At 72.2% G+C, this 24826-nt stretch carries 20 protein-coding genes and 1 tRNA gene; 13 read left to right on the top strand and 8 right to left on the bottom strand.

The window, feature by feature from the left end; all coding sequences use genetic code 11:
* Position 1: 1 nt before the first annotated feature.
* The 4 genes from EES41_RS16115 (at position 2) to EES41_RS16130 (ending at position 3799) form a co-directional block, all read left to right on the top strand.
* Positions 2-1513 (top strand): hypothetical protein, encoded by a 1512-nt coding sequence (locus EES41_RS16115; RefSeq protein ID WP_254211464.1) that lies wholly within the window; start codon positions 2-4, stop codon positions 1511-1513.
* A 228-nt stretch (positions 1514-1741) separates the two neighbouring features.
* A tRNA-Arg gene (locus EES41_RS16120) sits at positions 1742-1814 on the top strand.
* Positions 1815-1962: 148 nt separating this feature from the next.
* Positions 1963-2727, top strand: a complete 765-nt coding sequence (locus EES41_RS43005; protein ID WP_254211465.1) for an HNH endonuclease — start codon at positions 1963-1965, stop codon at positions 2725-2727.
* Positions 2728-2959: 232 nt separating this feature from the next.
* Entirely contained in the window at positions 2960-3799 is an 840-nt protein-coding gene (locus EES41_RS16130) for a nitroreductase/quinone reductase family protein (protein ID WP_254211466.1), read from the top strand.
* Between the two features lie 217 nt (positions 3800-4016).
* Here EES41_RS16130 and EES41_RS16135 read toward each other — a convergent pair whose 3' ends face one another.
* The 3 genes from EES41_RS16135 to EES41_RS16145 form a co-directional block, all read right to left on the bottom strand.
* On the bottom strand, positions 4017-4220 hold the full coding sequence (locus EES41_RS16135; RefSeq protein WP_250569136.1) for a hypothetical protein: 204 nt from the start codon (positions 4218-4220) through the stop codon (positions 4017-4019).
* A 131-nt stretch (positions 4221-4351) separates the two neighbouring features.
* Positions 4352-6088 (bottom strand): MFS transporter, encoded by a 1737-nt coding sequence (locus EES41_RS16140; protein WP_367995811.1) that lies wholly within the window; start codon positions 6086-6088, stop codon positions 4352-4354.
* A gap of 290 nt (positions 6089-6378) precedes the next feature.
* The gene (locus tag EES41_RS16145) at positions 6379-9057 is read right to left on the bottom strand and encodes a hypothetical protein (protein ID WP_123079077.1); all 2679 of its coding nucleotides are present in this window, start codon (positions 9055-9057) and stop codon (positions 6379-6381) included.
* Positions 9058-9243: 186 nt separating this feature from the next.
* Between EES41_RS16145 and EES41_RS16150 the strand changes: the two genes are divergently transcribed.
* The 3 genes from EES41_RS16150 to EES41_RS16160 all read left to right on the top strand — a co-directional run bounded on the left by EES41_RS16150 (position 9244) and on the right by EES41_RS16160 (position 11609).
* Positions 9244-9984 (top strand): GPP34 family phosphoprotein, encoded by a 741-nt coding sequence (locus EES41_RS16150; protein WP_073774551.1) that lies wholly within the window; start codon positions 9244-9246, stop codon positions 9982-9984.
* A 328-nt stretch (positions 9985-10312) separates the two neighbouring features.
* Positions 10313-11197 (top strand): helix-turn-helix transcriptional regulator, encoded by an 885-nt coding sequence (locus EES41_RS16155; RefSeq protein ID WP_123079079.1) that lies wholly within the window; start codon positions 10313-10315, stop codon positions 11195-11197.
* Between the two features lie 202 nt (positions 11198-11399).
* On the top strand, positions 11400-11609 hold the full coding sequence (locus EES41_RS16160) for a DUF397 domain-containing protein (RefSeq protein ID WP_123079081.1): 210 nt from the start codon (positions 11400-11402) through the stop codon (positions 11607-11609).
* 196 nt (positions 11610-11805) lie between these two features.
* On the opposite strand, the gene EES41_RS16165 is transcribed toward EES41_RS16160, so the two are convergent.
* Positions 11806-12669, bottom strand: a complete 864-nt coding sequence (locus EES41_RS16165; RefSeq protein WP_123079083.1) for a hypothetical protein — start codon at positions 12667-12669, stop codon at positions 11806-11808.
* Positions 12670-12793: 124 nt separating this feature from the next.
* Between EES41_RS16165 and EES41_RS16170 the strand changes: the two genes are divergently transcribed.
* The 3 genes from EES41_RS16170 (at position 12794) to EES41_RS16180 (ending at position 19239) form a co-directional block, all read left to right on the top strand.
* A complete protein-coding gene (locus EES41_RS16170; protein ID WP_123079085.1) occupies positions 12794-14035 on the top strand; it encodes an FG-GAP-like repeat-containing protein in 1242 nt (413 codons plus the stop codon).
* Positions 14036-15833: 1798 nt separating this feature from the next.
* Entirely contained in the window at positions 15834-16622 is a 789-nt protein-coding gene (locus EES41_RS16175) for an SDR family oxidoreductase (protein WP_123079087.1), read from the top strand.
* Positions 16623-16662: 40 nt separating this feature from the next.
* On the top strand, positions 16663-19239 hold the full coding sequence (locus EES41_RS16180) for a bifunctional FO biosynthesis protein CofGH (protein WP_123079089.1): 2577 nt from the start codon (positions 16663-16665) through the stop codon (positions 19237-19239).
* A 100-nt stretch (positions 19240-19339) separates the two neighbouring features.
* Here EES41_RS16180 and EES41_RS16185 read toward each other — a convergent pair whose 3' ends face one another.
* Both EES41_RS16185 and EES41_RS42335 read right to left on the bottom strand, forming a co-directional pair.
* Positions 19340-20407 (bottom strand): tyrosine-protein phosphatase, encoded by a 1068-nt coding sequence (locus EES41_RS16185; RefSeq protein ID WP_123079091.1) that lies wholly within the window; start codon positions 20405-20407, stop codon positions 19340-19342.
* Positions 20408-20565: 158 nt separating this feature from the next.
* Complete coding sequence (locus EES41_RS42335; RefSeq protein ID WP_216827259.1) at positions 20566-20805, bottom strand: hypothetical protein; 240 nt, start codon at positions 20803-20805, stop codon at positions 20566-20568.
* Between the two features lie 157 nt (positions 20806-20962).
* Between EES41_RS42335 and EES41_RS16190 the strand changes: the two genes are divergently transcribed.
* Positions 20963-22066, top strand: a complete 1104-nt coding sequence (locus EES41_RS16190; RefSeq protein ID WP_254211765.1) for an ADP-ribosylglycohydrolase family protein — start codon at positions 20963-20965, stop codon at positions 22064-22066.
* A gap of 26 nt (positions 22067-22092) precedes the next feature.
* On the opposite strand, the gene EES41_RS16195 is transcribed toward EES41_RS16190, so the two are convergent.
* Positions 22093-22830 (bottom strand): hypothetical protein, encoded by a 738-nt coding sequence (locus EES41_RS16195; protein WP_254211468.1) that lies wholly within the window; start codon positions 22828-22830, stop codon positions 22093-22095.
* Positions 22831-22916: 86 nt separating this feature from the next.
* Between EES41_RS16195 and EES41_RS16200 the strand changes: the two genes are divergently transcribed.
* Both EES41_RS16200 and EES41_RS16205 read left to right on the top strand, forming a co-directional pair.
* Positions 22917-23777, top strand: a complete 861-nt coding sequence (locus tag EES41_RS16200; protein ID WP_123079095.1) for a TIGR03619 family F420-dependent LLM class oxidoreductase — start codon at positions 22917-22919, stop codon at positions 23775-23777.
* Between the two features lie 68 nt (positions 23778-23845).
* Positions 23846-24307: a hypothetical protein gene (locus EES41_RS16205; RefSeq protein ID WP_229895552.1), complete on the top strand. Its 462-nt coding sequence runs from the start codon at positions 23846-23848 to the stop codon at positions 24305-24307.
* Positions 24308-24322: 15 nt separating this feature from the next.
* Here EES41_RS16205 and EES41_RS16210 read toward each other — a convergent pair whose 3' ends face one another.
* Positions 24323-24748 carry an ATP-binding protein gene (locus tag EES41_RS16210; protein WP_123079097.1) on the bottom strand — a complete coding sequence of 142 codons (426 nt, stop codon included), beginning with the start codon at positions 24746-24748 and terminating at the stop codon, positions 24323-24325.
* Between the last annotated feature and the right edge of the window lie 78 nt (positions 24749-24826).

Genomic DNA, 24826 nt, shown 5'->3' on the forward strand with positions numbered 1-24826 from the left:
CATGCCGGCCAATGCTTCCAAGCGCGCCCGGACCAATCCGGGGAGGGAGGGAAAGCCGAGGAAGAAGGAACCGGACTGGATCCTCGGCGCCGTCCCGCAGGATGCACTCAGTCCCGTCGGCTTCCGGCCCGAGCCCAAAGGAGCCGAGGCGCGCAACATCCCGGACCTCGAGCGTCTGGCGTTCCTCGTGGCCAACCCAGCCCTATACGAGGTGGCCGCGGAGGTCTTCCCGCGGAAGACCCCTGGCAACGCTGGCCGGCCTGCGCACTACCCGCCGTACATCTACCTCATCTTCGTTGCCGCCATCTCGATCTTCAGCAGTGCCCGCTCTGTCGAGGCGAATTTTCGCCTCGACTCCGTGTGGAAAATCGTCGTCGAAGGTGTGCGCCACTGCCTGGGGGACAAGGAGGCCGACTTGCTTCCCGAAACCGGGCCCGAGCGCCACCACTGGATGGACTTCCAGCCGAAGATGATCCGAGCTTTGCCTCGGCTCCGGGAAATCTCAAGGGACACGTGGATCCGCCAAGCGATCGCACAGGGACTCCTTTCCGAGGAGAGACCCCGTGGAAGCTGGCTTCGCCCTGATCGAAGCCAAGTCATCAACGGCGACGGCACCGTAGTCCGTCCCCCTTCCGACCAGACCGAAGAGTTCAGCGTCGACAAAAAGACCGGAGAAATCCGTAGGCATCGCGTTGACCCGGACGCTGGGATCCAGACAGAAGGAGACGGAAACAGCATCTACGGTAAGAAGCTGGTCGCCTTCTCCACCCGCGTCGCCGGGAAGCCCCACAGTCGCTGGTTCCTGAACGTCGACAGCGCACGCCACCGTTCTCCCGAAGAAGATCCGGACAGGGAGGAGGAGGCCTCCGTAGCCCTCCGTCTCGCCCACGAGATCATCGACCGCGCCCCTGGCGTCATCGCCGCCAGCTTCGACACCGCATGGCGAGGCGTCCACCGGACCGGACTCGTCCGCCGGGGAATCATCGTCTTCACCAGACAGCACGATGGCATCAAGCCGCACCCGCTCGAGCGATTCCGCTACCAGGACTGCACCCATGACATCTACGCCACATCCGGCCGTGCCTGCGAGCGGCAGATCACCGTCAACGGGAAAACGATGTACTCGCCGCTACCCGTCCGGGAACTCGAAGTGCGCGCCGGAAATACCTGGCGCTTCTACCACAGAGTAGAAATCCCCTGCCGCCACGGAGCGCACACCGAGCGCATCCCCGTATACGAAACACAGGAAGACCAGAGGATCGACCCCAGAACCAAACGAAAGAAGTTCAACAGGACCGAGCATCTGCGCCAAGTACCCCCGAACACCGACTACGGCGACAGGCTCCTCGGTTTCCGTCAGGACAGCGAATCGGGGAACTGCACTCTCGACTACTCGCACCGCGACAATCGTGTCCCCGCGTACGGAGCGCAGGCAGCCCTCCTCGTCTACCTCGGCTTCGCCTGGATGATCAACTCCATCTCCCTCGCCACGGCTGCGGGCCCATCCGCCTGACCGCGCTGCGGCCGGCGCGGTCCCGCCAGCGGAGCTCGCTGCGGGCCCCGGGCCTCACCGCGCCGCCGCAAGATCACATCCCTCTAATCCGACAGCAACCTACGGCCCCCACCCGCTACACTGGCGCCGGTGCGCAGCCCTGGCTGCGCACCGCGCAAGATCCTGGGACGACGTGTCTGACATCGCGGGGTTCACCCCGATTTCCTACACGTTTTCCCACAGATCCCCGCCTTCGTAGCTCAGGGGATAGAGCACCGCTCTCCTAAAGCGGGTGTCGCAGGTTCGAATCCTGCCGGGGGCACGTGGCAGAAGACCCTCAGCCGATCTTGGCTGGGGGTCTTTGACGTCTCCGGCCGGCATCGGCCGTCAGACGGCCATGGCACAGTCGCACCATGGGAGACACGCAGGAAGCAGCGGCCAGGGAACGGCTGTTGCGGACGCTCCGGAGCATGAAGGCCTACGACCCTGCGGGCGACTACTACGCCCTGACGCTTGGAGCCAACCGGCGAGGGGGGCTGTCCTGGTCAGCGCAGACGCACTGGGTGGGCTTCTCCGAACGGAACCCGCGCTGGGAGATCCGCGCCGCGCGCCTCGTCAACCCCGAATTCATCCTCAACGCCTGGACCGCCATGAAGCAGGCCTGGGTGTCGGTGCACGATGACGCCAGCCTGGCCGTCTACCTGCGACTCGGTGGGAACGCCCTGGTCGGCAGGCAGATCGCCGAAGACCGCCTGTCCAGCGTGATCGCCCCCAAGGAGTGCGTGCACGACGGCTCGGCCGAGTTCGGCGGATTCGGATTCCTCGTCACGCAACACCTTCCCGACGACGCCGTCGAGCGCCGGGCGCCCACCCGGAAGCTGCGCATGCAGGTACTCAAGCGGGACGGTTTCCGATGTGTGGTCTGCGGTCGCAGGGCGAGCGATCACACGGACATCGAGCTGCACCTCCATCACCTCGTGCCCTGGCGGATGGCCGGACCGACGGCCGAGGAGAACCTGGTCACGCTCTGCGGCACGTGCCACAAGGGCCTGGACCCGGACTTCGAACCGACGCTGCGAGAGCTTGCGGGGCTGCCCGGCCCGGCCGCGGGCCTGGACATGGACAATGCCGAGTTCGACGAAGAGGTCACCCGCTATCGCGCGCTCGCCGGGGAGGTGCTCGCTCACGTGCGTTCCGAGACGGCGAGCCGGGCGGACGAGCCGGGCTGCCGCTGAACCCGGGCCGGGAGAAGCGCGGCTGCGTCAAGTCCCCTGCGGCGGTGTGGTTTTATGGCCGGGTACCACGTGGGGCCGTCCACTGAGATGTGGGCCGGGCGGTCGCCGGGTGAGTACCCGTACGTGAAGGACCGGGTCATGGGCGTGTTCGCCACCGGCTACGGGTGAGTTCCGCGGTTGTTCCGCTGCCGTCATGCATGCGCAAACACCGCGAGAGGACCGTCACCGCGTCATGTCGTTCAACCAAGCCGTCATAGAGGAATTCCGAGCCAACGCCGGTCGGGTCGGCGGGCCCTTCGAAGGGGCCGGGCTCATCCTGCTCACCACCACCGGGGCGCGCTCCGGGCGGGAGCACACCACCCCGCTGGGGTGTCCGCGCGGGCCGGGCGGACAGGGGATGTACGTCGTCGGGTCCGCCGGCGGCTCCGACCGGCACCCGGACTGGTACCGCAACCTGCTCGCGCGACCCCTCGTACGGGTGGAGACCGGGACCGAGGTTTACGAGGCCGTGGCGGTGCCCGCCGAGGGGGCGCGGCGGGAGGAGCTGTTCGCGCACATCGTGCGGGAGGAGCCCGGGTACGGGGAGTACCAGAGGAACACCGGGCGCGTGATACCCGTCGTGGAGCTCCAGCGCACCCACGAGGCCGAGAGCGCCGAGAGCGCCGAGGACGGGGTCGCGGGCATGCTGACGCGGGTCCACGGGTGGCTGCGGGCACAGATCGCCGAGCTGCTGCGGCTGCCCGCCGGGGAGAGCGCGCCGGTCGGGATGCAGCTGCGCCAGCACTGCCTGGCCTTCTGCCAGACCCTGGAGGCTCACCACACCGGGGAGGACGCCGGGCTGTTTCCCTGGCTGGCGGAGCGGCACCCGCAGCTCGCCGGGTTCTTCCGGAGGCTGGAGGAGGAGCACCGGGAGATCGGGCGGACGCAGACGCGGATCGCCGGGCTCACCCGCAGCGGCGGCGACCAGGCCGCCGTCCGGGCGGAGTTGGAGGAGCTGAGCCGGGAGCTGCTGGCGCACCTGGACCGCGAGGAGGCCGAGCTCCTGCCGGTGCTGCGGGCGCTGACGGCGTGAGCCGGGCCGCCGGGGGCCGCAGCCGTGACCCCGTTCGTCGTACGGGCGCGGACGGCTCCGGCCGGGTCCCGGGCCGGGCGGCCGGCGGCCTCGGCGTGCGGGCTCGTGCCCTCGGCCCGCGCCCCGGGGCCCAGCGCGGGCCGAGGGCCTGCCGCGCCGGTGGCCCGGGGCTGGGCACGGCCCGGGTCACCGGCGACCGCCGGGGGGGGCGGAAGGGTCAGCTCAGGCCCCTGGTGCGTTCTCCGATGCGGTCACCCTGCGGGGTTCCCGAGCGCTTGAGCTCCGCCTTCGTGTGCGCACCGCCCTTGACCTTGCTCCGCACCGGACCCTCGAAGCCGTGCCCCTGGGCGCGCCGCGCCTGGTTCGACTCCAGCCCCTTCGCGACAGCCGTCCGGTAATCCTGCTTCTGCTCTTTGCTCATCCCGCCGTCAACTCCCTCGGGAAGCACCCAATCGGACTACTGGGATCGTATGCAGATATGCGGACCAATGCACCCGGACCGGACGTAAAGAATGTTGGATCAAGGTGGGAGCGAACGGGGAGCCAGGAGGTTTAGGGGCGGGGGGACGGGGTGGGGCGTCCCCGGGGGCCCACCGTCTGCGTGACCAGTTCCTCCGGGCAGGGCGTCCCCCGCGGGAGCTGGTACTTCGCCGCCACCCGGTACTCCCCGGGCGCCGGTGCCAGCAGCTCCGTCCACACGTCGCCGTCCACGTCCGGAACCGCCTTGAACAGGCACCCGGCCGTGTTCGGCTGCTTCCCCTGCGGCGGCGCCACCGGCTTGCCCGCCCCGTCCACCAGCCCCAGCCACGGCGAATGCGGGACCCGCACCAGCACCCGCCCGGCCTGCTTCACGTCGATGACCAGCTGGTCGGCGCTCGCCCGCACCACCGTCGCGGGCCCGGAGACCAGGTCCGTCGGCTCGTGGACCTTGAACAGCCGCCAGTTCTTGTCGCCCCACACCTGCTGGAGGTACGGGAGCCCCGCGGCCACCAGCTTCGCCTCCTCCTCGCCGCCCGAATCGGGTTTGTCGGCGGGCAGCACCACGTAGTGCACGGCCCAGCGGTCCAGCCAGGCCCGGTACGTCGTCGCGCTGAGGGTGTCGTCGTAGAAGAGCGGGTTCCGCTCCAGGTCGGCCTGCCGGTTCCAGCCGCGCGCGAGGTTCACGTACGAGGGGAAGGCCGAGGATTCGCGGTGGCTGCTGGCCGGGACCACCTCGACGCGCCCCCGGTCGGCGCCCGCCTTCTGGAGCTGGTCGACGAGCGGGGCGAGCTCCCGGTTCCAGGCCGCCACCGGGGTGGTGCGGACGATGTCCGTGACGCTGTTGGAGGTGATCCAGACGTTCAGCCCGGCGAAGGCGAGCAGCAGCCCGTACCACTGCCGCGAGCGCGGCCGCGCGTACGGGAGGGCCGCGAGGGCCACGGCCGCCCCGAACAGCATGATCATCCGGGTGACGTTCGAACCGACCTGGGAATCGATCAGCCAGGTCAGCAGCACCCCGAAGGCGTACACGCCCGAGGCGATCCGGACCGTCTTCCACCCCTTCGGCACCAGGAACAGCAACGCCACCGCGAACACGAACGGCGGCGCGGCCGAGCCCAGCTTCATCGGCTGCGTGCCGGAGAACGGGAACAGCCAGGCCGACAGCCCGACCACCGCCGCCGGCGCCAGCCCCAGCGCGTACGCGCCCGGACGCCGCCCGCTCAGGAACAGCGCGGCCGCGATCACCCCGAGGAACAGCCCGGCGACCGGGCTGGCGGCGGTGGCGAGGGCGGCCAGCGGGGCCGCCACGGCGGCCTTCGCCCAGCGGCGCTCGGCCCACTTGCGGGGCCAGCAGAAGACGGCGGCGACCGCGCCGAGCGCGAACACCACCCCGAGCCCGAAGGTGACCCGGCCCGACAGGGCGTTGCACAGCAGCCCGTACACCCCGGCGAGGGCCGGCCACAGCGGCTGCCGCACGACCCCGCGGCAGCGCGTCAGGATCAGCGCGAACAGCCCCGCCGACAGCGTCCCCGCGATCATCATCGTGGTGCGGACGCCGATCATGTACATCACGTACGGCGAGACCACGCTGTACGAGACCGGGTGCATGCCCCCGTACCAGGCGAGGTTGTACGCCGAGTCGGGGTGGCGGCCGACGAACTCGGCCCAGGCGTCCTGCGCGGCCAGGTCACCGCCGCTGTTGGCGAAGCTGAAGAACCAGACGACGTGCAGGACCGCGGCGACGGCGGAGGCGACGGCGACCGGATGCCGGTGGGCCCAGCCGAGCCCGCCGCGCGCGCGGCCCCGTATGCCGGCGCCGTCCTCGGGCACGTCGGACCCGGCCGACGGGCTCTCCCCCGGGCTGCGCCCCTGCCTCTGCTGCTCAGCGGTGGTCACTGCCGACGCACACTCCCCAACACCTGACGACTTACGAGAACGAACGAGTCCGTGTTCAAGCCCCTGGACGCGCTCCGGCGCCCCGGGGTTGCCCGGGGCGCCGGTCCACGCGGCCACCGGAAGCGGCGCCGGCATCCGCGCCGGTGTCCGCGCCGGCGCGGGCCGACGCGGGTCTGGCCGACGCGGCGCCGGCCGGCGCGGGTCTAGCCGACGCGGGTCAGCTTGCTGCCGACACCCGGTGCGACCAGGTCGCTCTTCAGCGCCACCGGCACCTTCACCTGACTCGCGCCCTCGCCGACGGTCAGCAGGCCGACCTCGGTCCCGGCCCTGGCGGTCTGCGGGAGCTTCGCGCCGTCGTCGCCCAGCTTGACGTTGACGGTGAGCGCCGGCCAGCCGACCGCCTCCACGTCGGCGGTCGCGATCACCGGGGTGTGGCCGCCGAGGCCGTTGTCGACGTACCCGACGACATCGCCCTTCTTCACGACGGGCGCGTTCGTCAGCATCTTCTGCGTGGCCAGCATGATCTGCCGGCTGGCGTCGATGGCGGTGCCGAGGATGGGCACGCCGTGCTGGCCGAGGACCGCGCCGACGACCAGCTGGTTCGTCTTGCCGACCTTCTTCTCCGCGGCGAAGAGCAGGTTGCCGCCCGCCTTCGTGGTGGAGCCGGTCTTGATGCCGAGCGAGCCGTTGAACGGAATCAGGTCGTTGTAGTTCCGCCAGGACTTGCCGGAGGCGTCGGTCCAGTTGGGCAGCCGGGTGATCGCGATCAGCTCCGGCATCTCAACGATCTTCAGACCGAGCTTGACCTGGTCCTCGGCGGTGCTGACCGTGGTCGCGTCCAGACCCGAGGGGTCCGTGTACGTGGTGTTGGTCATGCCGAGTTCCTTGGCGGCGTCGTTCATCTTCTTGACGAACGCCTCCTGGTCCCCGCCCGCGTCCCAGCGCGCGAGGAGCCGCGCGACGTTGTTGGCGGACGGGATCATGATCGCGGCGAGGGCGTCGTACTCCGAGATCTGCCCGCCCTCCTTGAGCGTGTTGACCGTCGACTCGCCCTCGGACTCCTTCTTGCCGTCTTCCACCGCGGCCTTGTCCACGTCGATCATCGCGCCCTTTTCCCCCTTCTTGAGGGGGTGGCCCTTGAGGATCACGTACGCGGTCATCGCCTTGGCGACACTGCCGATCGCGACGGGCTTCTGCTCGCCGAAGCTGCCGACGGTGCCGAGACCGGCCGCCGCCATGTAGGCCTGGCCCTCCTTCGGCCACGGCATCACCGGGGCGCCGCCGTCGAAGGTGTACGTCTTCTTCGCGGTCATCGTGAGCTTCGGCTCGGGCAGCGGGCGGACCAGCTGTACGACGGCGAGGATCACGGCGAGAAGGACGACGACCGGGGCGTAGATCTTGAAACGCCGGACGGCGGTCCGCAGGGGGCTCGGCGGCGGGGGCGGGTTGTTCGTCAGGTCCGCGAGCATGTCGAGCGGCGGCTTCGGCGGCAGCGGCTGCTGCGTGGTCCGCTCACCGGGCTCCAGGGACACCCGGGGCGCCGTTGCCTGCGGCGGGCGGGGCTCGGCGGGGGCCTTCGGCGCGGCGGTGCCGTCGCCGCGCAGCGGCACGAAGGTGCTGCCGCCGGACGTCGCGGGCTTGGCGGGCGCCGGCTTGGCGGGCGCGGCCTTGGCCGCCTCGGCCGCCTTGGCCGCCTTGGCCGCTTCCGCGGGCTTCACGGCCCGGAACACCGCGGTCCGCTCGCTGTCCGCCGGCTCGTCACCGGCGGCCGGCTTGGCCGGGGCGGGCTTCACGACACCGAATGCGGTCGTCCGCTGATCGGCGGCAGCCGGCTTGACGGAAGCGGAATCCCGCTTCTCAGCACCGGAAGCGGCGCCGGACGCGGGCTTGGCGGGAGCAGAAGCGGAAGACTCCGACTTGGCTTCGGGCTTGGCCTCAGGCTTGGCCTCGACGGGCTTCGGCGCACGGAACACAGCCGTCCGCTCGCTGTCCGCAGGCTCCCCCGTGGCGGCCGGCTTCACGACACCGAACGCGGTCGTCCGCTGATCAGCGGCAGCCGGCTTGGCAGAAGCGGAATCCCGCTTCTCGGAGCCGGAGGTGGCGCCGGACGCGGGCTTGGCGGAAGCAGAAGCGGAAGACTCCGGCTTGGCGTCGGCGGGCTTGGCGGGAGCAGAAGCGGAAGACTCCGGCTTGGACTCCGGCTTGGCGTCGGCGGGCTTCGGCGCGCGGAACACGGCCGTGCGCTCGCTGTCCGCAGGCTCCCCGGTGACGGCGGGCTTGACCACCCCGAACGCGGTCGTCCGCTGATCAGCGGCAGCCGGCTTGGCGGAAGCGGAATCCCGCTTCTCGGCGTCAGAAGCGGCACCGGACGCGGGCTTGGCGGAAGCAGAAGCGGAAGACTCCGACTTGGGCTCGGGCTTGGACTCCGGCTTGGCGTCGGCCGGCTTCGGCGCGCGGAACACCGCCGTCCGCTCGCTCTCCGCCGACTCCTCAGCGGCGGCCGGCTTCGCCGGAGCGGAATCCCGCTTCTCGGCGCCGGACGTCGCCTTGGAATCGGCCGGCTTCACGGCGCGGAACACCGCCGTGCGCTCCTCCGCGTCATCGGCAGACGGCTTCGACTCCACCCGACCGGGCGACCCGGAACCGGACACGGCCTCCGCGGCTTCCCCGGATTCCGATTCGGAGTCGGCATCGGAGTCGGGCTCGGCGTCGGAGTCGGACCCCGCCTCCGAGGCGACCCACGCCGCCACCGCTTCCCGCAACGGGTCAACGGCCTCCGGCTCCGGTTCGGGATCCCGCGGCCGGAACACCGACACCCTCGGGTCGCGCCCCTCCCCCACCGCACCTTCATCTACCGACTTGTCGGGGGACTCGCCCGCCACCAGTTCCTCCTCGATCGACGTCCGGCTGCTGTCCGAACCGTCTAACAGTGTCCCGTCTAGGGGGCATCGCTCACCCGCTAGACGAGAACGACATAGCTGCAGGTTCCCCCACAAAGCGGCCAGGCGCTCTCGACAGATGAATGTGAGAGGCGTCACCCTGTCACTCATCCACGCGGGGAGGCATGGATGGGCAGGAGCCGCAGAACAATTCCGGAGGAGCTTCTGCTGCTCGCCTTGGACCCGACCACGGGAACCACGGCGCAGCCGCAGTCGCTCGACCTCGGCCTGGCCGGGGCACAGCTAGTAGAGCTGGCTCTGGCAGGACGGATAGCCCCTGACGGGGATCGTATCGCCGTGGTGATGCCACGGCCGACAGGAGATCCGACTCTGGACTCCGCACTGGAACTGCTGCGCAGACGCGGCAGCCCGGTTCGGGCCGTCCACTGGATCGGCGGACCCCGGCTGGGGCTCCGCCAGATTTACCTCGCTCACCTTGAGCGCTGCGGCATGGTGCATGCCGTCGCGGGACAGATGTGCGGGGTGCTGCCGACGACTCGCTACCAGGCGACCGACACGGCGATCAGCCGGGAGATCCGTGCCCGGCTCGACAGTGCGATCCGCACCGGCGTACCGCCGGACCCGCGGACCGCGGCGCTTGCCGCACTGGCCCACGCGGTCGGACTCGGCAAGCACCTGTACCCCGGCAACGAGGGGCGCTCGTCCAGGTCCCGGCTGCGGGACCTGATCCGGCACGACCCGATGGGCGGTCTCGTGGCGCACGCCGTCATGGACGTCCAGAACGGTGTGGCGGCGCAGCCACGCCGCGACCGCGCACCGGCGGCCCCGCCGGCCGCCCGGGCGACGGCGAGCGGGGTTCCGCTGCAACCCCGCCGGACGGGTGCGATGGCCCGCGCGGCCGCGCACTGATCCGCACCCCGGGGAACACCCCGGTCCGCCGGCAGCACCCGAACAGCAGTGCCGGCACCACTCGCCAGACCGCCTGCCACACCCCTTGACCCGTCGGCAGGCGCCACGCACGACCGCACCGCCAGTACCGCCAGTACCGCACCGAGGTCCCCCAAGATCCGGTCGCGGAACCGCCAGCGCGCGGGGTGACGAGGCCGGTTCGCCGGCCGCGCCACCCCGCGCGTCCGCTTTTCCCGGCCGTTCTCCGGCGCCACCTGGCCCTTCGGTGGCAGTCTGCTGAACATCAGGCACGCAGAGAGAACGACAAGAAGGCGGAGGTGCCGTTCAAGTGGCGTCCAATGTCAATCCCACCGTCCGACGCCGCCGACTGGGCATGGAGTTGCGCAAGCTCCGCGAAGACAAGGGCATGACGGCCGAGCAGGTCGCCGAGCGCCTCCTCGTCTCCCAGTCGAAGATCAGCCGACTTGAGAACGGCCGCCGTTCCATCAGCCAGCGCGACGTCCGCGACCTGTGCGACGTGTACGAGGTCGAGGACCGCAGGCTGGTCGACTCCCTCATGCAGATGGCCAAGGACTCCCGCCAGCAGGGCTGGTGGCACGCCTTCGGCGACATCCCGTACAGCGTCTACATCGGCCTGGAGACGGACGCCGCCAGCCTGCGCACGTACGAGCCCCTGGTGATCCCCGGCCTGCTCCAGACCCCGGAGTACGCCCAGGCCCTGGTCCGCGGCGCGTGGCCCGAAACCGCCCCGGCCGACGTGGACAAGCGCGTCCAGGTCCGCATGCACCGCCAGAAGCGGCTCTCGGAGACCGACAACAACAACCCGGAACTCGGGCCGTTGCGCCTGTGGGCGGTCATCGACGAGGCGGCGCTGCGCCGGCACGTGGGTGACGCCCAACTGATGATCCGGCAGCTGGAGTACTTGATAGAGCAGTCGGAACAGCCGCACGTCACGGTGCAGGTGATGCCGTTCGCGATGGGGGCGCACCCGGGCGTGAACGGCCAGTACGCGATCCTGGAATTCCCGGACGCCTCGGACTCGACGGTGGTCTACATCGAGGGCGTGACGAGCGATCTGTACCTGGAGAAGGCCAACGACGTCCAGAAGTACAGCGTGATGTACGAGCACCTGCGCGCGCAGGCCCTCAACGTCGACCAGACCCGGCAGTTCATCTCGGGGATCATCAATCACTACGCGGGCAAGGAGCAGTAAAACCGGAGGAATCCGGCCAGGTGGGCGAGGGGGGCCGTACGGTACACCGTCGATCCCCGGCCACAGAAGACCTGAATGGAATATGCCACTCGGTCGGGTGAACGCCTCCTTCACCTGCCGAGTGCGGCGGGTAGCGTCGATCACGTCGGCCGGGGAAGTGGCCGGCACGTCACCGGAACTACTCGCTGAACCGGAGAGAAACATGGCTATTCGTCAGGGCGCCACGGAAATCTGGACCAAGTCCTCCTACTCCGCGAACGGTGCGTGCGTCGAGGTCAAGTCCCCCGCCATGGAGGCCATCGCGGTGCGCGACTCGAAGGCGCAGGACGGCCCGTCCCTCACCTTCGCGCCGGGCTCCTGGACCTCCTTCGTCACCGACGTCACCGAGGGTCGGCTGGGACGTCTCGCCTGAACGTCGAGGCGCACGTCCCAGCCATCGCACCACGCAGGATCAGCTCAACCCGCAGTACCCGTAGTACCCGTAGTACCTGCACTACCCGCAGTACTGACTTGAGCCCTCTCGTCCGGCCCGCCGTCCTGGCCGAGGGGGCTCGGCCATGCCCGGGCGGCCGGCGGCCAGCGGCCGGTCACCCCCGCCGCTACCGCCGCTACCGCCGCAGCCGGTCCACGTACCGGTCCGTCCCCGGCACCGTCGGGATGAACGGGGCCACCAGCTCCACCCGCCCCAGCCCCGCCCCGGCGACCTCCGCGTCCAGCCCCTCGAAGCGGTCCCAGCAGGTGCGCGGGTCGGCCTCCAGGAACCAGAGCAGGGTCAGCCGGGTGTCGACCCCCTCGACCTGCTTCACGTAGGTCATCCGGTCGCCCGGCAGCGGCGTCGGCCGGAACGCCGTCACCATCGCCGCCGCGGAGCCCGCCAGCCGCTTCGGCAGGGCCCGCGAGCGCAGCCAGTCCAGCAGCTCCGCCCGCTGCTCGGGCCCGTCGGCATCGACGACTTGGAGCACGAGCCCGGCGTACGGGTGGTCGAGGGCGTGGAAGTCCCGGGGGCCGGCGGCGCCGTCGCGGTAGACCGTCGCCACGTGGTCCTGGAAGGCCGTGAAGACGTGCGTACGGCCCTGGTAGACGCGGCCGTCGCGGCCCAGCCGCTTGTTGATCCCGACGGTCCACTTCATGTGCTCGTCGTAGCGGCCCTCGGTCACCCAGTACGTGGAGAGGTAGCACCCGGCGCCGACCGGCTGCGCGACCGCCGACTTCTCGGGGTAGCGCAGCTCCTGGAGTTCCCGGGTCGCCACCCAGCGGCGCCCGGCGTACATCCAGGGCATGGCCATCGCCCCGGCGTAGTAGTGGTCGTCCTCGTACCAGCGGTTGTACGCGTACTCGTGGCCCGGGTGCGGCTCGACCATGGTGATCAGCGCGTGGCCGGGCCTGACCCCGTACGGCCCCACGGCCGCGAGCTCCGCGTACGCGTCGGCGCGGGTGCCGCCTTCCCGCCCTGCTGTCTCTTCTGTCGCCATGGGACCGGTGTATCTGATGCTGCGTCACTTGGGGAGGGGGCGGACCGGTCGGGCCCCACTTCCTTCCGCCTGCGGGCCCGCCGCTAATGTGCCTCGCACATCACACTCAGGGGGGAAGCGCTTGATGCGCACTGCACTTCTGCGCGGGCTGACCACAGGGCTCGGCCTCGCGATGAGCGGCCTCGGTCTGGCCGCCACCACGGCGACTCCCGCCCAGGCCGCACCGGCCAAGTACGAAGACTGCCCCACCGGCTACTTCTGCGCCTGGACGAACGACAACGCCACCGGGCCCATGCTCAAGGTCAAGACGGACCAGCCGACGCTGGGCGCGTTCGACAACAAGATCCGGGCCACGAGCAATCGCACCGACAAGATCGCGTGCCTCTACTCGGAGCCGAACTACGGTTACGGCTCCTACTGGGCGGACCAGCCCAACGGCCCCGGCGGCGGCTCGTCCGGCCCCGCCGAGAGCGACAAGAGCTCGATCAAGTTCGTGCTCACCGACCGCGAGTGCGGCCTGAACGCCTACCCGAACTGGTACTCCGAGGTCTCGCCCGCCAAGGCCGGCTTCGGCGACCTCAACAACGACCGGCGCGCCGACGTCCTCGTCCGCGACGAGGTCGGCCGGCTCTGGTTCCTGCCCGGCGACGGCACCGGCAAGCAGGTCGGCACCGGCTGGAACGTCATGAGCACCCTGACCCGGCACGGCGACTTCACCCGGGACGGCAAGGAGGACCTCCTCGCGCGCGAGGCGTCCACCGGCAAGCTGTGGGCCTACCCCGGGCGGGGCGACGGCGGGTTCGACGACCGTCGGCTCATCGGCGCCAGCGGCTGGAACGGGATGTCGCTGATCACCGCGTTCGGCGACCTCACGGGCGACGGCCGCAGCGACCTGGTCGCCCGCGAGACCTCGACCGGCAAGCTCTGGCTCTACCCGGGCACCGCCTCGGGCGGCCTGGCCGACCGGATCCTGATCGGCCGCAGCGGCTGGGGCGTCATGGACGCCCTCATCGGCTCGGGCGACATGAACGGCGACGGACGTCCCGACCTGCTCGCCCGCGAGGCCTCCACCGGCAAGCTCTGGCTCTACCCGGGCACCGCCTCGGGCGGCCTGGCCGACCGGATCCTGACGGGCCGCAGCGGCTGGGGCGTCATGGGGAACTTCATCGCGGTCGGCGACTACTCGGGCGACGGCGTCAACGACCTCGCGACGATCACCAACGACAAGTACACGGCCGACGGCTGGTCGAGCCCGGGCCACTGGGGCTGGCTCCTGAGCTACGAGGGCCAGGGCAACGGCAACGGCTACGTAAAGGACCACCGCCAGGTCGACGGCGACTGGTACCGCCTCAACGGCGCGTTCTAGGGGTACGGGGGCGGGTCGGGGCGGTGTGGGGGTGAGCGGGATCCCTGCGGGGCGGGATGGGGACGGCGGCGGCGGTGCCCGTCGGGCGGGGTAGGGCTGTGCGGGATCCACCGGACCGGGATCGGACAGTGCTGGGGACTTCCCGCCAGTCTCACTGTCCTTCCGGTTCGGTCCGCCCTGTCAAGGGCGCTCCCTTCGGTCGCGTCGCTTCGCGATGGCCTTCGGCCACCCTTGACAGCCCGGCCCGCCCCGGAACGCCAAAGACTGTCGGGAACCCCCCAAAGAACGGTCAGGGGGGACCATGACCACCGAGCCGTACTGAGACGCCCGGCCGGAGCCCTGGCCTGGCGGAAACGCCGCCCTCCGGGCGGAAGCCGTTCCCGTGGCCCCGCGCTTCAGCCTCGCCGGCGTTTGAGGCGCGGGGTTCAGGGCGGAGCCCCGAGCGCAGCGAAGGGGGCCCAGCGCGCATCAGATCGCTACCCGCCTACCACTCGGCTCAGCGGCTGCGGACCGGCCGTGGCTGAACACAAGCCGCCCACACTTGCCACGCACTTCTCGCCCCACGCGGCTGCGGCCCGTCTGCGGCTGGACATAAGCCGCCCACGGCCCCGGCATGCTCCTCACCTCACGCGGCTGCGGCTTGTCTGTGGCTGGACATAAGCCGCCCACGGCCCCGGCATGCTCCTCACCTCACGCGGCTGCGGCTTGTCTGTGGCTTCTTGTAGCCAGAAGACGAAGAGATCAGCCTGGATTGCGGTCAGGGCGACCAGACAGCCCACACCCACCCACCAAACCACCCCGATCCGGACAGGATTGGGGTGGGATTGGGGTGGGATTGGGGTCTCTGGAGGTCCGATGGCCTCCAACCTGCATGAAATGACGCATCCGACCGCCTCAGGCCACACCACCCGACTACCTGCGGCCGCCGACCGGTCGCCGCTGTGTTCCGAGCATGGGCGGCTTATGCCCAGCCACAGACGGGCGGCAGCCGCCAAGCCGAGAGGCAGGCGGGTAGCGATCTGGGGCGCCTGACCGCTGCCTTGGTTGATCTGGACACCGTTTGGTGCAGGTTCGGAAGGGTTCCCGACCGAAGGGCGGCGTTTCCGCTATGCACGGGTCCCGGTCGGGCGTTTCGCGATGGCTTGGTGGTTCAGTTCCCCCCTGACCGTCTCTTTGGGGGGTTCCCGACAGTCTTTGGCATTCCGGGGCGGGCCGGGCTGTCAAGGGTGGCCGAAGGCCATCGCGAAGCGACGCGAACGCAGTGAGCGCCCTTGACAGGGCGGACCGAACCGGAAGGACAGTGAGACTGGCGGGAAGCCCCCAGCACTGTCCGATTCCGGTCCGGTGGACCCCGCACAGCCCCACCCCGCCCGACGGGCACCGCCGCCGCCGTCCCCATCCCGCCCCGCGCGGACCCCGCACAGCCCCACCCCGCCCGACGGGCACCGCCGCCGCCGTCCCCATCCCGCCCCGCGCGGACCCCGCACAGCCCCACCCCGCCCGACGGGCACCGCCGCCGCCGTCCCCATCCCGCCCCGCGCGGACCCCGCACAGCCCCACCCCGCCCGACGGGCACCGCCGCCGCCGTCCCTACCCCGCCCCGCGCGGACCCCGCACAGCCCCACCCCGCCCGACGGGCGCACCCGCCGCCGTCCCCATCCCGCCCCGCGCGGACCCCGCACACCCCCACCCCGCCCCACGGGCGTCCCCGCCGCGCCTGGGCCTTCCCTCCTTCCGGTGGACGCCATATTCTGACGCGCCGTCAGATCTACTGAGTCCGCCCACCGGAGGCACCGTCATGCCGTTGTTGCGAGGGAAGACCGTCATCGTCTCCGGCGTCGGGGCCGGGCTCGGGCATCAGGTGGCCGCCGCCGTCGTGCGGGACGGGGGGAACGCCGTGCTCGGGGCGCGGACCGAGGCGAACCTGGTCAAGTCCGCCACCGAGATCGACCCCGACGGGGCCCACACCGCCCACCTGCCCACCGACATCGCCGACGAGGCGCAGTGCGAGGCCCTGGCCGCCCTCGCGCGGGAGCGCTTCGGCGGGGTCGACGCCGTCGTGCACGTCGCGGCCTGGGACTCGTACTTCGGCGGGCTCGAAGACGCCGACTTCGGGACCTGGCAGCAGATCATCGACGTCAACCTGCTCGGCACGCTGAGGATGACCCGCGCGTGCCTGCCCGCGCTCAAGGAGGCCGGTGGCGGGTCCGTCGTCATCATCGGCACCCAGTCCGCCGTGGCCGCCCCCAACGAGGTGTGGCAGGCCGCCTACGCCGCTTCCAAGGGCGCGCTGACCTCCGCGATGTACTCGATGGCCCGCGAGCTCGGCCCGCACCGGATCCGGGTCAACACCGTGCTGCCCGGCTGGATGTGGGGGCCGCCGGTGCAGGCGTTCGTCACCTTCACCGCCCACACCGAGGGCGTCCCCGAGGCCGAGGTGCACGCCCGTCTCACCGAGCGGATGGCGCTGCCCGACCTCGCCACCGACGGGGACGTCGCCGACGCCGCCGTGTTCCTCGCCTCGGACCGGGCCAGGGCGATAACCGGCCAGTCGCTGCTGGTCAACGCCGGTGAGCTGATGCGGTGACCCGCTCCGCCCCCGCACGAGCGGATCGTATGCTCGGCCCATGACCACTCCGAGTGACGCTCCGACCGACAACGCGATGCGCCGCGCGCTCCGGCGGGCCCGCGACGGCGTCGCGCTCGACGCGACCGAGGCTGCCGTGCTCCTGCGGGCGCGCGGCGAGGCCCTCACCGACCTCGCCGCCTCGGCCGCCCGGGTGCGTGACGCCGGCCTCGCGGCCGCCGGGCGGCCCGGCGTCATCACGTACTCGCGCAAGGTCTTCATCCCGCTCACCCGCCTCTGTCGCGACAAGTGCCACTACTGCACCTTCGTCACCGTCCCCGGCAAGCTCCGCAAGGCCGGCCACGGCATGTACCTCTCCCCGGACGAGGTCCTCGACATCGCCCGCCAGGGCGCGGCCATGGGCTGCAAGGAAGCCCTGTTCACCCTCGGCGACCGCCCCGAGGACCGCTGGCCCGAGGCCCGCGAGTGGCTCGACGCGCACGGCTACGACGACACCCTCGCCTACGTACGGGCGATGGCCATCCGGGTCCTGGAGGAGACGGGGCTGCTCCCCCACCTCAACCCCGGGGTGCTGTCCTGGTCCGATCTCCAGCGCCTCAAGCCCGTCGCGCCGTCGATGGGGATGATGCTGGAGACCACCGCCACCCGTCTGTGGTCCGAGCCCGGCGGCCCCCACCACGGCTCCCCCGACAAGGACCCGGCCGTCCGGCTGCGCGTCCTTGAGGACGCGGGCCGCTCCAACGTGCCGTTCACCACCGGGGTCCTGATCGGCATCGGCGAGTCCTACGAGGAGCGCGCCGACGCCTTCTTCGAGCTGCGCCGGATCCAGCGCAGCTACCACGGCATCCAGGAAGTCATCGTCCAGAACTTCCGGGCCAAGCCCGACACAGCCATGCGCGGCATGCCGGACGCCGAGCTGGAGGAGCTGGCCGCCGCCATCGCCGTGGCCCGTCACATCCTCGGCCCGTCGGCCCGCATCCAGGCCCCGCCGAACCTGGTCGACGCCGAGTACGCCCTGCTGATCGGCGCCGGCATCGACGACTGGGGCGGGGTCTCGCCGCTCACCCCCGACCACGTCAACCCGGAGCGGCCCTGGCCGCACATCGAGGAGCTGGCGGAGCGCACCGCCGCCGCGGGCTTCGCGCTGCGCGAGCGGCTCACCATCTACCCAGAGTTCCTCCAGCGCGGCGAGCCGTGGCTGGATCCCCGCCTGCTGCCGCACGTACGCGCGCTGGCCGACCCCGAAACCGGGCTGGCGGACGAGTCGGCGGCCGTGGAGGGCCGTCCGTGGCAGGAGCCCGACGAGGGTTTCACCGCGTACGGGCGCACCGACCTGCACAGCGCCATCGACACCGAGGGCCGCACCGGTGACCGCCGCGAGGACTTCGACCACGTCTACGGCGACTGGGAGGCGCTGCGCGAGGCGGCGGCCCCCGGCATGGTGGCGCAGCGCATCGACACCGACGTACGGGCGGCCCTCGCGCAGGCCGCGGACGATCCGACGAAGCTGAGCGACGACCAGGCCCTCGCCCTGCTGCACGCGGACGGCCCGGCGCTGGACGCGCTGTGCCGGATCGCGGACGACCTGCGCAAGTCGGTGGTGGGCGACGAGGTCACGTACATCGTGACGCGGAACATCAACTTCACCAACGTCTGTTACACCGGCTGCCGGTTCTGCGCCTTCGCGCAGCGCCGTACGGACGCGGACGCGTACACCCTCTCCCTGGACCAGGTCGCGGACCGCGCGGCCCAGGCGTGGGACGTGGGCGCGGTCGAGGTCTGCATGCAGGGCGGCATCCACCCGGACCTGCCGGGCACGGCGTACTTCGACATCGCGCGGGCGGTGAAGGAGCGGGTCCCGGGGATGCACGTGCACGCGTTCTCGCCGATGGAGGTCGTCAACGGCGCGACGCGGACGGGCATGTCGGTACGGGACTGGCTGACGGCGGCGAAGGAGGCCGGGCTGGACTCGATCCCGGGCACGGCGGCGGAGATCCTGGACGACGAGGTCCGCTGGGTGCTGACCAAGGGCAAGCTGCCCACGGCGGACTGGATCGACGTGATCACCACGGCGCACGAGCTGGGCATCCGCTCCTCGTCGACCATGATGTACGGGCACGTGGACCAGCCCCGGCACTGGCTCGGCCACTTCCGCACGCTGGCCCGGATCCAGCAGCGGACGGGCGGGTTCACGGAGTTCGTGACGCTCCCGTTCATCCACACCAACGCCCCGGTCTACCTCGCGGGCATCGCCCGCCCGGGCCCGACGGTCCGCGACAACCGGGCGGTGACGGCGATGGCCCGGATCCTGCTGCACCCGCACATCACCAACATCCAGACGAGCTGGGTGAAGCTGGGCGCGGAGGGCGCGGCCGAGATGCTGCGCTCGGGTGCGAACGACCTCGGCGGGACTCTGATGGAGGAGACCATCTCGCGGATGGCCGGATCGAGTTACGGCTCGTACAAGTCGGTGCGGGACCTGATCGCGGTCGCCGAGGCGGCCGGGCGGCCCGCGAAGGCCCGTACGACGCTGTACGGGGAGGTGCCGCAGGAACGGCAGCGGGCGGCCGCGGCCTCGGACGGGCACCTGCCGGAGCTGCTGCCCGTACTGGACTGACGGCGCGGCCGAGGCGTACGGCCGACGCGTACGGCCGGCGCGTACGGAAAGGGCCCGGCCCGGGGTTGTCCGGCCGGGCCCTCGCCCGCTTCGAGCGGCGTCAGCCGACGAGCAGGTCCCGCTTCAGCTCCTTCAGCTCGCGGGCGTCGATGCCGAGCCCGTCCTTCAGGTAGCGGTCGAAGGTGCCGTACGTGGCCTTGACCTCGTCGTAGCCGGAGTTCAGGTACTCGGGGCGGACGTCGAGGAGCGGCTTGTAGACGGCGGCCTGGGCGGCCGGGAGGTGCGAGAGGATCGCGTCGTTGGCGGCCTCGCGGTAGTCGTTGCTGGCCAGGTAGTCGGCCATGACCGTCTCCTGCGGGACGCCGAGGGCGGTCAGCAGGGTGGCGTTCGCCCAGCCCGTGCGGTCCTTGCCGGCGGTGCAGTGGAAGAGGACGGAGCGGCCGCGGTCGTTCTGGACGCCCTCGAAGACCTGCGCGTACGCCTTCTTGCCGCCGTCGCCGCTGACCATGGTCTTCTCGGCGTCGATCATGCTCTTGACGGCCTCGTCCGGGGACTTCGGCAGGGTCTGGAAGGACGGGGAGCCCGCGAAGACGTCGGCGACGGCGTACCGCGCGCCGGCCGGGACCTTGTCGGCGTCCTTGGTCCGCTCGTCCTGCATGCGCAGGTCGAAGACGGTCTTGACGCGCAGCCGCCGGAGCTTGGCGAGGTCGTTGGCGGTGAGCTTGTTCAGGGCGTCCGAGCGGTAGATCTGGCCCATCTTGACCCACTGGCCGTTGGTGGTGCGGTAGCCGCCCGCGTCACGGAAGTTGGCGGTGCCCTCCAGCGCGATCAGCCGGTCGGCGAGGCGCAGGCGCTGGCCGCGCTCGGGCGTGAAGTCGAACCACTGGCGGTCGGCGGCGGGCAGCCCCTTGACCACGGCCCGGCCTTGGGCGCCGCCCTTGGCCACGACCTTGCCGTTCGCCTTGATCGCGACGCGTGCGGCGCCCTTGGCGTTCCACGTCAGCGTGTAGGAGCCGTCGGCTCCGGCGGTGACGGCGGCCTCGGTGAACGGGATGGCGGGGCGGCCGTCCCGGCCGGAGGCGGTGGCGGCCGTGGCGGCGGGGGCCGCGACCAGGGATGCGGTGAGCGCGGAGGCGACGACGGTCGCGGCGAGGAGTGCCTTCTTCATGCCGATGAGGCTGGGCCCCCGGGGGAAACCTCACGTGAACGAGGCGTGGCCGAAAACAACCGGATCGACGGACAGTGGCAAAACGTGCCATCTGATCATTACGTGACGAGAATCAGTCGGCGTGTCCTTCTCCTTCCGGATCTGATCGGGCATGTCCACTACAGTGCGCGCCAGAGCCAGCGGGGGAGGATCGGCATGGACACGACGACGGCGACGGGCGCGGCCGGCGCGGCGGGCGCACCGGCGACGGCGGGCGCGGCGAGCGCGGCGGCGACGGCGACGGCGGGCACGGCGGGCGCACCGGCGACGGCGACGGCGGGCACGGCGGGCGCACCGGCGACGGCGACGGGCTCGACGGCGACGACGGACGCGGCGGGGGCACCGGCGGCGGGCGCCACGGGCACGGTAAGCGCGACGGCGACGGGCGTGGCGACGGCGACGGGCGCGGCGACGACGAGCGCGGCAGGCGCACCGGCGGCGGGCGCGGCAGGCGCACCGGCGGCGGGCGGGGCGGGGCGTACGGCGGGTGCGGCGGCGACGGGGGCCTCCGCCCCCGTGCTCTGGGGGCGGGCCGAGCAGCAGGACTTCCGTAGCCGCGTCCGCGGCGCCCTCCTCGGCTCCGCCATCGGCGACGCCCTCGGCGCGCCCGTCGCCGGTCTCTCCCTGAACGGCATCCGCGAAACCCACGGCCCGCGGGGCCTGACCGAACTGGCCCCCGCCTACGGCCGCCGCGGCGCCGTCACCGCCGCCACCCAGCTCACCCTCTTCACCGTCGACGGCCTCATCCGCGCCCACGTACGCCGCGACACCGGCACCTGGCACCCGCCCACCGACGTCCACCGCGCCTACCTCCGCTGGGCCGCGACCCAGCGCGACTGGGGCCCCGACGAGCGGCGCGCGGACAACGGCTGGCTGGCCCGCGAGGAGTGGCTCTACGCCCGCCGCGGCCCCGGCCGGCCCTGCCTGACCGGCTTCGCCGACGACACCCTCGCCACCCTGGACCAGCCGAAGAACCCCACCGCCCGCGACGCGGCCGCCGCCGCCCGCTCGGCGCCGTTCGGGCTGCTGGTCGGCTGGGAGCCCGCCCTGGTCCTCCAGCTCGCTGTGGAGTGCGCCGTCCAGAGCCACGGCCATCCCACCGCGTACCTCTCCGCCGGGGCCTTCGCCGTGATCGTGCACGGCCTGACCCGGGGCGAGCCCCTCGACGCCGCCGTGCAGCGCGCCCTCGGCCTGCTCGGCGCCCGCCCGGGACACCAGCCCGTCACGGACGCCCTCCTTCGCGCGGCCTCCGCCGTCACCGGCGCCGCCCCCGGGCCCGAGGCCGTCGCTTCCCTCGCCTCGGGCGACGGCCGGGGCGCCGAGGACGCCCTCGCCGTCGCCGTCTACTGCGCCCTGGTCGCCGAGGACGTCCCGCACGGCCTGCGCCTCGCCGTCAACCAGGGCGGCGACTCCACCGCCACCGGCGCGCTCTGCGGGGCCCTGCTCGGCGCGCTGCACGGCGAGACCGCCCTGCCGCCCGCCTGGCTCACCGCGCTCGAAGGCCGCGCCGCCGTCCTGGAACTGGCCGACGACCTCGCCCTGGAGATGACCCAGGGCCCCGCCCTCCACGGCCCGGCCCTCATCACCCCGGCCTGGCTCGCCCGCTACCCCCGCGGCTGACCGCCGCCCGTCCGCCGTACGGGGCGCTACCCGCGCGGCACCACCCACAGCGCCTCGCCCACCGCGCAGAGTTCCCCCGCCGCGGTGGCCAGCGCCGTCCCGACGGTGTACTTGCGGCCCCCGCTCTCCCGCATCCAGGAGTACGAGACCAGCCCCGCCCCCGCGAGGACCGGCACCGGCCGCAGCAGCCGCGCGGTGAGCGCCGCCGTCACCGCCCCGGCGGGCCGCCCGTCGAGCAGCCGGCCGGCCGCGTTCCCCGGGCAGTCCAGCGCCCCCCACACCAGCTCGTCCGGCAGCACGCCCGCGGCCGTGGCGAGTTCCGCGCCCGGCGTCCACGCCGTGGCGACCAGGTCCCGCCCGGCCACCTGCCCGCAGTGCAGCCGCAGCCCCGTCCCCGGGGTCCGGTCCAGCCCGCACCCGAAGCAGTCGACCTGCCCCTCGGGCGGCGCCGCCCGGTACGCCTCGGCCGCCGCCGACGCCTCCTCCCAGGACGGCGCCCCGGGCAGTTCCCCGGCCTCCCACGGCGCCGGGGCGGCGGCGGCCAGCAGCAGCTCCCCGTCCATCAGCGCGCTGCCGCCGTCCGGGGCACCGGCGAACGACACCGCCGTCCCGGTCGGCACCGGCCGCCGGAAGTCCACCCGTACCGCCGCCGCGTCCACCCGGCCCGCCAGGACCCCGGCCACGTACCCGCCGAACGCCACGCCCGGATACCCGTGCAGCCGCTCCGGCACCGTGATGGTCTTCGCGTCCGTCCAGTCGCCCATGCCCGCCACTCCCTCGCTCGCCCCCTGTCACCCGTAGGCGGAACGCCGTACGTTGGCCGCTCCACGTATCGGAGGTGCCATCGCCCATGCGGATCGCCGCGACCATCTTCCTCACCGACCGCACCATCTCCCCCATCGGCCTCGCCCGGACGCTCGAAGAGCGCGGCTTCTGCGGCCTCTACCTGCCCGAACACACGCACATCCCCGTCTCCCGCGAGACCCCCGCCCCCATGGGCGGCGAGCTGCCGCAGATGTACGGGCGCACCCTCGACCCCTTCGTCGCCCTCGGGCAGGCCGCCGCCGTGACCGAGCGGCTGGGGCTGGGCACCGGCATCACGCTGGTCGCGCAGCACGACCCGATCGGCCTCGCGAAGCAGGCCGCCACGCTGGACCACCTCTCCGGCGGCCGCCTCACCCTCGGCGTCGGCTACGGCTGGAACGTCGAGGAGGCCGCCGACCACGGCGTCGAGTGGCGCACCCGCCGCGAACTGGTCCGGGACAAGATGGCGCTGATGCGGGCGCTGTGGGCGCCGGAACCCACCGCGTACGTGGGCCAGTTCTCCTCCGTCCAGGCGAGCTCGGCGTACCCCAAGCCGGTGCGGGCCCCGCGCGATCTCGGCGGCGGGCTCGCCCTGCACGGCCCGCGCACGCTGCTCGGCGGCGCGGCCGGCCCGAAGCTGTTCGCCGCGATCGCCGACCACGGCGACGGCTGGCTCCCGATCGGCGGGGGCGGCCTGAGCGAGTCCCTGCCGGCGCTGCGGCAGGTCTGGGAGACGGCGGGCCGGGATCCCAAGTCCCTCCAGGTGGTCCCGTACGCGGTCCAGCCGAGCCCGGGCAAGCTGGCGCACTACGCGGAGCTCGGCATCGAGGAGGTCGTCCTCCAGCTGCCGTCGGCGACCGAGGCCGAACTGCTGCCGGTGCTGGACGGCTTCGCGCAGTACCTCTGACCCCTCGCGCGGCGGCCCCTGGTACTTTGCGCTCCGCTGATCAACTCGCTCCACCAGGGGGATTTCCCGTGCTCAAGAACATCCGTGCCGTCTGCGTCACCGCCGCCGGGGTGGCGGCCGCCCTCGCCCTGACGGGCTGCGGCAGCGGCGGTGACTCCGACGGCGCCGCGCCGGACAAGAAGCCCGCCGCGACCCCGGCGGCCGGTACGCCGAGCGCCTCCGGCGCGGGCGGGGCAGCGAAGGCCGGCAGCCTGGACGGCGCCTGGGTCTCGGCGGCCAACCCGGGGGAGATCGTCATCCTCACGGTCAAGAGCCCGGTGGCGATCGTCATCGACGGCGGCAAGACCTGCAAGGGCGCCGTCAGCGGGAAGGACCTGACCCTGGTCTGCCCGTCCGGCGGCAAGCGCACCAAGGGCACGGTGGACTCCGTCGACGCCACCAGCCTGAAGATCACCTGGGAAGGCGCCGGCACCGACACCTTCCAGAAGAGCGACGCGGGCAAGCTGCCGACGGCGCTGCCGAGTTCCTGACCGGGGGGCCGGAGTTCACCCGAGGGTGAGCTCCGCCCACACCGTCTTGCCGACGACGCGGTCGCTGACGCCCCAGCGGGCGGCGACCGCGTCGACGAGCCGCAGCCCGTACCCCGACTCGGCCTGGTACGCGCGCGGCGCGACCTCCGGCCGCCGCTCCTGGCAGGCGTCGGAGACCTCGATGCGCAGCGCCCCCTCCAGGAGCGTCATCCGCAGCTCGAAGTCCCGCCCGGGAACCCAGCCGTGGACGACGGCGTTGGCGGCGAGCTCGGCGACGATCAGCCCGGCGTCGTCGCAGGCCCGGGTCCGCTCCGGGATCCCCCAGTCGTGCAGCTCGACGAGCACCAGCTGCCGGGCGAGCCGGGCACCCCGGCGGGTGGCGCTGAAACGCTGAGTGAACACGCGTACGAGGGGCCGGGAGGGGCCGGCGGGTGCGGTCATGGCGCCCAACGTCCCGCCTGACCTGTCGAGTTGCCAGCACCCCAACTACTACTTTTGAACTGTACGAGCTCACTCCCT

The organism is Streptomyces sp. ADI95-16 (assembly GCF_003721495.1).
Taxonomy (GTDB): Bacteria; Actinomycetota; Actinomycetes; order Streptomycetales; family Streptomycetaceae; genus Streptomyces; species Streptomyces goshikiensis.

Coding starts and splice junctions, on each gene's coding strand:
- EES41_RS16180 (WP_123079089.1), top strand. CDS start 16,663: ATGACCACTCCGAGTGACGCTCCGACCGACAACGCGATGCGCCGCGCG.
- EES41_RS16160 (WP_123079081.1), top strand. CDS start 11,400: ATGGCTATTCGTCAGGGCGCCACGGAAATCTGGACCAAGTCCTCCTAC.
- EES41_RS16175 (WP_123079087.1), top strand. CDS start 15,834: ATGCCGTTGTTGCGAGGGAAGACCGTCATCGTCTCCGGCGTCGGGGCC.
- EES41_RS16130 (WP_254211466.1), top strand. CDS start 2,960: ATGTCGTTCAACCAAGCCGTCATAGAGGAATTCCGAGCCAACGCCGGT.
- EES41_RS16170 (WP_123079085.1), top strand. CDS start 12,794: ATGCGCACTGCACTTCTGCGCGGGCTGACCACAGGGCTCGGCCTCGCG.
- EES41_RS16195 (WP_254211468.1), bottom strand. CDS start 22,830: ATGGGCGACTGGACGGACGCGAAGACCATCACGGTGCCGGAGCGGCTG.
- EES41_RS16150 (WP_073774551.1), top strand. CDS start 9,244: ATGGGCAGGAGCCGCAGAACAATTCCGGAGGAGCTTCTGCTGCTCGCC.
- EES41_RS16185 (WP_123079091.1), bottom strand. CDS start 20,407: ATGAAGAAGGCACTCCTCGCCGCGACCGTCGTCGCCTCCGCGCTCACC.
- EES41_RS16200 (WP_123079095.1), top strand. CDS start 22,917: ATGCGGATCGCCGCGACCATCTTCCTCACCGACCGCACCATCTCCCCC.
- EES41_RS16210 (WP_123079097.1), bottom strand. CDS start 24,748: ATGACCGCACCCGCCGGCCCCTCCCGGCCCCTCGTACGCGTGTTCACT.
- EES41_RS16165 (WP_123079083.1), bottom strand. CDS start 12,669: ATGGCGACAGAAGAGACAGCAGGGCGGGAAGGCGGCACCCGCGCCGAC.
- EES41_RS43005 (WP_254211465.1), top strand. CDS start 1,963: ATGAAGGCCTACGACCCTGCGGGCGACTACTACGCCCTGACGCTTGGA.
- EES41_RS16135 (WP_250569136.1), bottom strand. CDS start 4,220: ATGAGCAAAGAGCAGAAGCAGGATTACCGGACGGCTGTCGCGAAGGGG.
- EES41_RS16115 (WP_254211464.1), top strand. CDS start 2: ATGCCGGCCAATGCTTCCAAGCGCGCCCGGACCAATCCGGGGAGGGAG.